This window comes from Psychromonas sp., assembly GCF_041586535.1.
Lineage (GTDB): Bacteria > Pseudomonadota > Gammaproteobacteria > Enterobacterales > Psychromonadaceae > Psychromonas.
The window spans coordinates 1-9,393 of the sequence record NZ_JBFGZY010000156.1; the positions used below are offsets into that span (position 1 = coordinate 1).

Annotated in this window: 4 protein-coding genes; 3 read left to right on the forward strand and 1 reads right to left on the reverse strand. The window is 36.7% G+C overall.

The features are described from left to right. The first annotated feature begins 367 nt into the window (after nucleotides 1-367). Entirely contained in the window at nucleotides 368-2,092 is a 1,725-nt protein-coding gene (locus tag ABZA00_RS14935) for an autotransporter assembly complex family protein (protein ID WP_372882953.1), read from the forward strand. Then, on the forward strand, nucleotides 2,089-6,048 hold the full coding sequence (locus ABZA00_RS14940) for a translocation/assembly module TamB domain-containing protein (RefSeq protein WP_372882954.1): 3,960 nt from the start codon (nucleotides 2,089-2,091) through the stop codon (nucleotides 6,046-6,048). Before ABZA00_RS14935 ends, ABZA00_RS14940 begins: the two co-directional genes overlap by 4 nt. Nucleotides 6,049-8,355: 2,307 nt before the next feature. Here ABZA00_RS14940 and ABZA00_RS14945 read toward each other — a convergent pair. Next, nucleotides 8,356-8,550, reverse strand: a complete 195-nt coding sequence (locus tag ABZA00_RS14945; protein WP_372882955.1) for a hypothetical protein — start codon at nucleotides 8,548-8,550, stop codon at nucleotides 8,356-8,358. A gap of 198 nt (nucleotides 8,551-8,748) precedes the next feature. Between ABZA00_RS14945 and ABZA00_RS14950 the strand changes: the two genes are divergently transcribed. After that, nucleotides 8,749-9,150 carry a RepB family protein gene (locus ABZA00_RS14950; RefSeq protein ID WP_372882956.1) on the forward strand — a complete coding sequence of 134 codons (402 nt, stop codon included), beginning with the start codon at nucleotides 8,749-8,751 and terminating at the stop codon, nucleotides 9,148-9,150. The last annotated feature ends 243 nt before the right edge of the window (nucleotides 9,151-9,393 follow it).

The window sequence follows — 9,393 nt, forward strand, 5'->3', positions numbered from 1 at the left end:
ATGATCTATTTAGGGGTAGGAAAAATGGATGAAAGCAAGGCATTGATTGCAGTAACTAGTTGTTCTAATTGCAAAATCAATAACGAAGCTAGCATTCATTTTAACAAGCATAAATGAATAGATAATTATCGGATTTGGTATAATATCTTTTAGGTCATGATCGGATTACAGATATGATTTGTTGTCCAAGATATGATAGCTTGCCGAATATACGAGCAAAAGGGGGAATGTTAATGAATAATCAGAGAAAAGCGTTAAGGTGTGATAATGGCTATGAGTATTTTCTGTTTCTATTATTAACGGCTTTTTCTATTTTACTCAGCAACACTCCGATGCAATTCACCCAAACAGCACACTGATCATTATAATGAAAATATTTAAAATTGTTTTTTTACTGTTATCTCTGTTTGTGCATGCGCATCTTCATGCGGCTGTTAAGTTCGATATAAATGGCGTGGATGATAGTGATGTAGAAGATAATATAGAGGTATTTCTGAACGCATTATCACAACCGAAAGATGCCAATAATCAAAGTTATTTGAAACAAGTCGGAACATCAGCCCGCCAGGCTGTTACTGCTTTAGGTTATTACCAGATGCAGTTCAAAACTGTTGTAACAGGTGAAATAGGTAAACAAACCGTTACCCTGGATGTTAATCTTGGAGAGCCTACCCGTATTACTGAATTTAATTTAAAGCTGATTGGCGAAGGCAGTAGTGATCCTGATTTCTTGAAAATAGTTAAAAATTTTCCGCTCAAAGAAAACGATATATTGAATCATGGTAAATATGAGGATGGTAAAAGCCAGTTAAAAAAACTTGCTCAGCGCAATGGTTATTTTGATTCTAAATTTGAAAAAGCCACTGTCGAAGTTCTCTCTGAAAATAATAAAGCGACTGCCAATATCTGGTTTAATACCGGTATTCGCTATCAGTTTGGTGATTTGAACATTTCACCTGAACTGCCTGCCGCGAAATTTATTTCTGCACTGCAGAAATTTAAGGCAGGCGATCCCTACGATTCACGCGTCTTAAGTAAATTTAATGCGGAAGCTAATGAGACAGGTTATTTTAAAAACATTGCTATCGTACCGGAAATGCAAAAAAAGCAGGGACGTCAGATTCCACTGCTTGTCGTTGCCAACATGCGCCCTAAAGACTCCTTCAGTGCCGGGATCGGTATTAGTACAGATGAAGGGATACGTGGAAAGTTCCGTTGGACCAGACCCTGGGTAAATCAATATGGTCATAGTCTGATCGGCAATGTTGTGGCCTCGCTACCCAAGCAGGAAGCCTCATTGACGTATAATATCCCGATTGATGAACCCCTTTATCACTACTACTCATTGCAAAGCGGTTATAAAATGGTGAACAATAATGATACCGATACAACCCAGTATTTATTCACTGTCGGTCGCCATAAACGCCTCGAAGGCGGTTGGTTACGCAATATCTTTATCAGCTATGATAAAGAATCTGGTACTCAAGGCCAGGAAGATTTTTCTTCCCAATTGATTATGCCCGGTATCAGTTTCAGCCGGAACAGGTCCCGCGGGGGAATCAATGCTACTTGGGGAGACGCTCAGCAGTTTTCATTAAAAGCTTCTCATGAAAGTTGGCTTTCCAGTTCCGATCTGCTCAAAGTTTACGGCAGATCTAAATTTTTGCGCACTTATAACGGGCATCAATTTATCAGTACGACTGAACTAGGCGCTATCTTTACCGATACTATCGATGATGTGCCATCATCAATGCGCTTTTTTTCCGGAGGGGACCAAAGTATCCGAGGTTACGGCTATGAAAGTATTGCCCCTGAGGATGAAGATGGATTTTTAATTGGCGGGAAATATCTCGCCGTGCAAAGTCTAGAATATCGTTTACCAATAACCCAGAATTGGAAACTTGCTACCTTTCTTGATGCGGGGACAGTAACCTCTGATTTTGATGAATCAATCTCTTTCGGTTCGGGTATTGGAGCAGTCTGGTCATCTCCGGTCGGGCCTGTTAGATTTTACCTGGCAGCACCAGTGAATAATTCCGATCAAACGATTGATCAATGGACGATACATTTTATGATTGGGCCTGAGTTATGAGTTTAAGGTTAAAAGCAGGTTTAATCTGCAGAAAAATTTTTTTAGCGTTGCTGTTGTTAATTATTGTGACTGTGGTTAGTGTCACGGCTATTTTATTTACCCACTCAGGTACTAATTTTGCCATAAAACTGGCAACAAAGTTTGAGCCACGCCTTGCCATTACGCTGGACTCCGGCAGTTTATTTTTAGCCCCTCATTATTCGGATATCAGTTGGGAATCTGATGCTCTTGCAATCTCTTTTTCTAAACTGGAATACGCATTTGACTGGTCATGTGCTTTCACAAAAATTTGTGTGAAAAAATTGCATGCTGATGATATGGTCATCAACCTGAATTCAGATGCCGCTACAAAGGAAGTCGCTGAAGAGGTTTCCGGAGAGCCTTTCACATCGCTGCAACTGCCGATTACTATAGATATTCAATCTGTTATTCTCAATAATAGCTCTTTTATTATGCCCGGCATCGTATCTGTTAGCAGCAAACGTTGGGAAATTCAGGCACAGGGTTTTAAAGATAATATTACTATTATCAACTCGAAAACAGATGGTTTGCTGGTGACGCTGCCAAATAGCGAAGAGCAACCAGCAGTCACTCAGGATACGACAAATTTTATTGCAGAAAACAGTTTTCCTGCATTTATTAATGAACAAAACTTATCTGCTATTTCAACATTTTTTAATCTAGATATTAAAGCCTTAGAAGTGATGGATTTTAAATTAACCCATCCGGGGCAAGCACCAATCTTCGCGTTTAATTCGGCTCAGACAAAATTAAAATTTTTCTATAATAAATTAAACATTGAACAATTGAATATAGACCTTCCGGATGCGGATCTTGCACTGATTGCCGAGGCGGATCTGTCAAAAAATTATCCGCTTAAGGCGAAATTAAGCGGAAAATTAAAAGATTCAAAGTATTTACAGCCAGCATTTTTACTGAATGGTCAAGAATTTATTTTAAAAAGCAGCGGAAACTTTTCTGATTTAAAAACAGAACTAAAGCTGAGTAATAAAATAGATGCGCAAATTAACTTAGAGGTTAATTTATTTGCAGATAATTTGCCTTACCGTTTTTCTGCTGACTGGAAAAATCTGCGCTGGCCTTTAGATGGCGATGCGAACCAGAGTTATTTTTTCCCGCAGGGGCGATTAAGCAGTAAAGGTAAACTTAACGATTATCAACTTTCGCTGCAGGGTGATTATGCAATAAGCGCGGTACCCAAGGGGAAGATAGATTTAAATGCGCAAGGCGATTTGCAAAAGTTAAGGTTAGACAAGTTAAAAGTAGATACACTCGATGGTTTCTTACAATTAACCGGGGTGTTGGACTGGAAAAATAATATTTCGTGGCAGGGTGAATTAGCCATTAATGGCATTGATCTGAAACAACTGGAAACAGAATATACAGGGCAATTTAACGGTAAATTAAAACAGCATGTAGAGATTAAATTAAATGAAAATAGCCCCTTAAACTGGCAGGTTTCTATGTCAGAAATGGCCATTGATGGCAAATTTTTAGAGCGGCCATTTGCGATCAATGGTGATATTAAAGGCAATGATAAAGACGGATTAACCTTAAATAACGTTTTTCTGCATAACGCAGATAACAAGATTAGAATTAACGGCAAACTGCAACAGCAAAATGACTTGACCCTGGATCTGGATATTAAAGATTTAAGTCATGCCGTTATAGGTGCCGCAGGTAAAATCAATGGTCAGGTAAAAGTAAAAGGGCCTATGGATGCAATTGATATTACCTCCGATTTACAGGCTGGCTCGCTTAGTTATGAGCAATCTTCGCTGAACAGCTTAAGTATTAATGGTCAGTTCCATATAGCAAAACAGCCTAAAGCAAAAGTGGTGTTACGTGCCGAAAAACTCAGCGTGGCAGATCAATTGTTCGATACTATTGATGTGAACGTAAAAAATACCGGACGAACTTCGAACGGAGAGAACCATCAAATAAATGCTAAGGTTGTCAGTGAGCTGGTTTCGGGTGATCTGGAGGTTAAATTAAAACAGGTAGGCGATAAATGGTTAACGGCTGTCAATGCCGCGGCTTTAAATCTTTATGAACAAACGTTAACACTTAATAGCCCCTTTGATATCAATATTAAAGGGGAAAATATTCAAGTTACAACACATTGCTGGACGTCTTCAAATAAGGCTATAAAAAATAGCGGCAAGTTATGCCTGCAGGAATTAAATATGGGTAATAAAAATAACCTTATATTTAATATTGACTCCTATTTACTTGCCAGTTTTGATTCTATGCTGCCCGATGATATGCGCCTCTCTGGTGCTGTTTCGGCTGATGCGAATATAAAATGGGGAGGCACAACTAAACCGGTTGCTGATATAAAAATATATTCCACAAACACAACAATAAAACTGAATCTTGCTGAAAGCGGTCAAGGAATTGTTGAGTATCCGGTTGAAAAATTTTTTATTAATCTGGCAACTAATCAGAAGGAAACCGTTTTTTCCGCAGATCTCTTTTCCAAAAATTTACTGGATGCCAAAGTGAAAGGGCAGTTAAAACCCTATCTTGAAGCGCCTGGCATACAAACAACAATAGACATTGATGCGCCTGATTTTGAAGTGTTCAATGTGCTGATACCCGAGCTGGAAAAATTCTCCGGTATGTTAACTGCGCAGATGACTATAGAGGGGGCGGTTAAAAACCCGAACGTGAATGGACAGATTACTATCACGGACGTGCAAATACGGCCGGTTGGTGCGCCAATGCAGATACACGATTTAAATACGATTGTTAAAATCAACAATAACTCTGCAACCTTAAAAGGTTATTTTGATACGGATGAATCAGCCCCTTCAGCTAAAGGAAAAGTTAAGAAAACAAATTTATTTGATAAAACACTGGGCCTGGTTGATCGCTCCGTTAAATTTGTTACATCACCTCTGCAAAAAATTAAAAAACAGGATATAGACAAAGGTAAAGCATACATTACCGGTGAGTTTGATTGGCAGAATAAGTTTAAAGGTTCAATGAATTTACAAGCAAATAAATTGGTTATAAATGACTATTCTAAACTCTATCTGCTAATAAGTCCGAATCTGGAATTAACCTTTGATGATACAGTTAGTTTAACTGGGGATGTTTATGTTGATCAGGGGAAAATTGTGGTCAAAGAATTACCTCCCGGCTCTGTCTCAACCTCGAAAGATGTAATCATTGTTGATCGGGAAGTAAAAACACAAGCAAGTGAATTGCCGATGAAAATGAGCGTAAAAGTAGACCTTGGACGAAAATTGGAAATTGAGGCGCTCGGCTTAGATACGACCATAAAAGGCAATTTATTAGTTAGAAAAAGAGTTGCTAGAGACCTGACTATACACGGTGACCTGGAGTTTGAAAATGGCAGTTATCGTGCACTGGGCCAACAATTAGTCTTACAGAATAGCCGGGTAGTTTTTCAGGGGTTGCCTGATTCACCTTATATTTCAATTGAGGCAATACGCGATCCGGATAAAATAGAAGATGATGTTACCGCTGGTGTTCGTGTGACGGGAACGCCGGATCAACTGGAATTAGTTGTCTTTTCAGATCCTAGTATGTCTCAGCAGGATGCGCTTTCCTACCTCACTCGGGGTAAATCAATTGCAAGCACTTCGACTAGTAGTCAAGAAGACAATCAGCTGGCGGGTATGTTGATTGATTTTGGTGCAGGCAGAACAGAAGGCATCATGGAAGGTATTGGTAATAAAGTCGGAATAAGTGATTTCACGCTTTCTTCAAGCGGCAGTGGTGATACGCAGGCATTGGGAGTGAGTGGCTATATTGCACCAAATTTAGAATTAAGTTATGGCGTTGGCGTTTTTGACAGCTTTACCGTCTTCGCTATTCGTTATGAACTGTTCGAAAACTTTTATATTGAAGCTTCCAATGGATTAGAGCAGGCAATTGATGCATATTATGAATGGGATAGTGAATAGTCTGGATTATTAAAGATGTACAAAATCAAATTTGATTTTTGATAGGGGGCTTAACCCAACCTTTATTTTAAATACACGCTTTACACGACTCAATCAACCGATCTTAATAACCAGTAAGGCTCATTTTTATGGGCCTTGTAAAATACTGTCTGTAAAAAATGTGTTGCTACAGTGAGTAAGTTCATCGCTTAGATGCAGAAGTGGTTAAGTAAATTTAGCCGGCATGTTTTTATGAGGTTACAGGCGGCATTAAAAAGATGATGAATAATGGAATTATGCACAAGCTAACCTGGTGTTGAATTAGATTCTCATGTGAACTGTAAAAGTAACATTTTTACCTGCATTACAAAATAACTGGTTGTATATACATAAGTATAAATACAGAAATAAAAGGGCGCTTGTTATTATTTTTTCTCTGGCACTAAAGAGTCCTCAATTTATAGATCTTGCAAATCAACGCTGTTTATACCAATACATTTGAATCTGTATTGGCTTTTAGGGGCTACGGCTTCAGCCGTACTTAATATTAATCAGATTAGCATTATATGGATCTGTTCCTGAACAATGCCGTTAGCTTTTTACCTAGCAGCTAACTCTTTGTAAATATTAATATTACAGGATTTTTTATATTTTCATAACGAATTGTCATTTAAACTTTTACAGTGGCGACAATAAGTTCTAATCGTGTGAAGGATTAACTGAAGAAGCAAATCATGTATCCGCAGTTTAATTGAAGAAGTTTTAGATGGGCTACCAGAATTATTTAATAAAAAGCCTTGGCCAAGAAATGTGCAAGGACTTCAATGCACGTTTCTGAAAAGTTACCAAGTAAGGAGCAAAGTACATATCGACACTAAAGTGTGACGCTACATGCTTAAATTTGAAAAGATGGCTGATTAAACCCAGTTTACGTAAGTACAGAACGAATTTTTACCTAAGAAAAAAACTAGAATCTAAATGCAAAAAAAAAAGTGCGTTCATACAGTAAATTTTCGGGGTGCTTACTCATCAATAAGTAATAGTGCGCATAATGTATATTATGTTAAATAAGATACATTGTATGTTTATCCAGTAATGTGTTTGTTTGTTAATGCAAATTAAGAATGAGATCCGATCTCACCTTAGCTTACATCCTATTGAACATAATCCTATTTAACATAAAATGTATAACATACTGTTATCCTAATTCATGGTTTTCACAGGTTTTATGGATAATTGCCACCAAATTTCCATTAATATAGCGATTATTCAATCTGTTAGCTTCATTCATTTCAACTTAAATCGCCTTGAAACCCTTGCTGTAATTGGTGTTTTCGATATTTTGTTTATCATTTAGGCGCTCTGTGCTGCAATCTGTAAAAAAGTTAAGGTATTTCCTCAAACCATAAAACCTACGAACGCTTGTTATTTAATAATTTTGATTCGTTAAACTACTTTTCATTCTTGCCAAATTAAATGAAATCACTTCCGTTAAATTAGTATGATTTTCAGTAGCATGGCTATTCCAATTTGTTTTATAGCTTTCTTTAAAATCATTACCTGACATGATGCCTGGGCTTGTTGAGCATCAGCCAAATGCTGTTGAAAATTTTATGCCTCTCTTACTTAGTTGTATGTTTAATAATTACGTCAACTCGACTAATCGTAATTTCTAGATTAAATTTAACGTCTTGGTATGAATGCTGGCATCATTAACTAAAAACAATTTTTCATTAGGCCTTTTTAGCATCCGTTTTGTTTTTGTAGATAACACCAAAAGAATTAAATTGATAATCAGATTCGGTGTTTTATAAAAATAAGTAACTAACTGTATTAACAAGTTAAAAAGAGAAAATAAAACAGATCACTTAATAATTTCTTTCGGTATAAATACTGTTTCGGAAAAGATAAAAACCACATAAGATTTTAAATCTGGCTTTAGTTTGTAAATTGAAATCAACATTGAATTTTTGAACGAGATAAAGTCAGAATTACTTATTGCTGAGACACTATTTCAATAACTATTTTAATCGAAAATCTTAGCAGTATTGCTCGACCAAAATAATTCATAAACACGACTTTGACTAATGCAGATGATAAAATTCTTTTAAACATACAAAACCTATTTGCGTTAACGGTGGTTCAAACCATTTTTGTAGATGTAACCAAACTGATCCAAAAACACTGGCTGGGTAAAATGCTGTAACTGCCCTATCCTTTTATATACTGTTTTTTTGTACAGTTTAATTATGAAGGCAGAGAAATGTTAAGCATTCACGACTTTCATGGCCAGATTTTACGAAACAAACACATTTTTCGGTTTCAAACCTAACCCAATCCCCAATCGCTGGCTTTCATCGACACATCTTCCTGCGTAACGACTGCATTCTTAATCTGAATTTTACTATTAAGTAGATGATGAAGGTTGATATCAAAAGAGGTTTTATCCGGGTGATGCAACACCGGCAAATATACTTTTTCTGAGCGATGCGAAATGCCGCTCCAAATGAATAATATGATCACAGTTACTCCTGCTTCAACTACAGTCCGAGACACAAAGTTTAATCCGTTCACGCTGATTCAACGCACTGATTGATATATCAAAAGCGATCAATAAACAGAGACCAGGTAAAATACAGTAACTACCTTTTTTATAAAGCAACTAAAGTTGTGACACGGTCACAGTATTAATATATAGTGTAATACAACTAAGGAGGTTATATGCCTAACTCGTTGAATACATTTAACAAATATTATGACGTTCAGGAATCATGGATTAGAAGGCAGATTGATAATCTTAAAGATGATTCATTTATTGATTTAGGTCTTGCTAAAAAAGAGATTGAGGATGCAGGGATAACAGCCTTTTCCGACTATACAGTGATTGGTAAATTTCGAGATGATCATTTATCAGCAATTGGGAAAAAAAGGTTATCCTCAACTCTACGAACTTATAAAAAACGCAAAACACATAAATTAACGACCAAAAGGTTAGATCTTGATATTTCTCTAGAATCACATATTGCGCTTCAATCACTTGTAAAAGAATCAGGGATCACTAGGATTGAAATTATTGAAAAGTTAATTTTGCAGGAAAGGGCAACTCAAATGAGAAAGTTGTGACACTGTCACGATGTTGAAAATAAATGTGGTAATAATTTAAATAAAGCAGGTAAAAGAGTTGTAACTACCCTTTCCATATCTAAACCTAACTACTGTATTTATATGGCGCTGTTCCATTTGAGTGTTGGTTTTTTAAGTCATTGCTTCATTAAGCCAATAACTATTTTCATGGGATTTTTCATTTTCCATAAAAACAAACCATGCAATATAATTATCCATATAAGCAGTCCCAACTCCAAAAAA

Bases quoted from the DNA above. Each gene is read 5' to 3' on its own strand.
- ABZA00_RS14935 (WP_372882953.1), top strand. From the start codon at position 368: ATGAAAATATTTAAAATTGTTTTTTTACTGTTATCTCTGTTTGTGCAT.
- ABZA00_RS14940 (WP_372882954.1), top strand. From the start codon at position 2,089: ATGAGTTTAAGGTTAAAAGCAGGTTTAATCTGCAGAAAAATTTTTTTA.
- ABZA00_RS14950 (WP_372882956.1), top strand. From the start codon at position 8,749: ATGCCTAACTCGTTGAATACATTTAACAAATATTATGACGTTCAGGAA.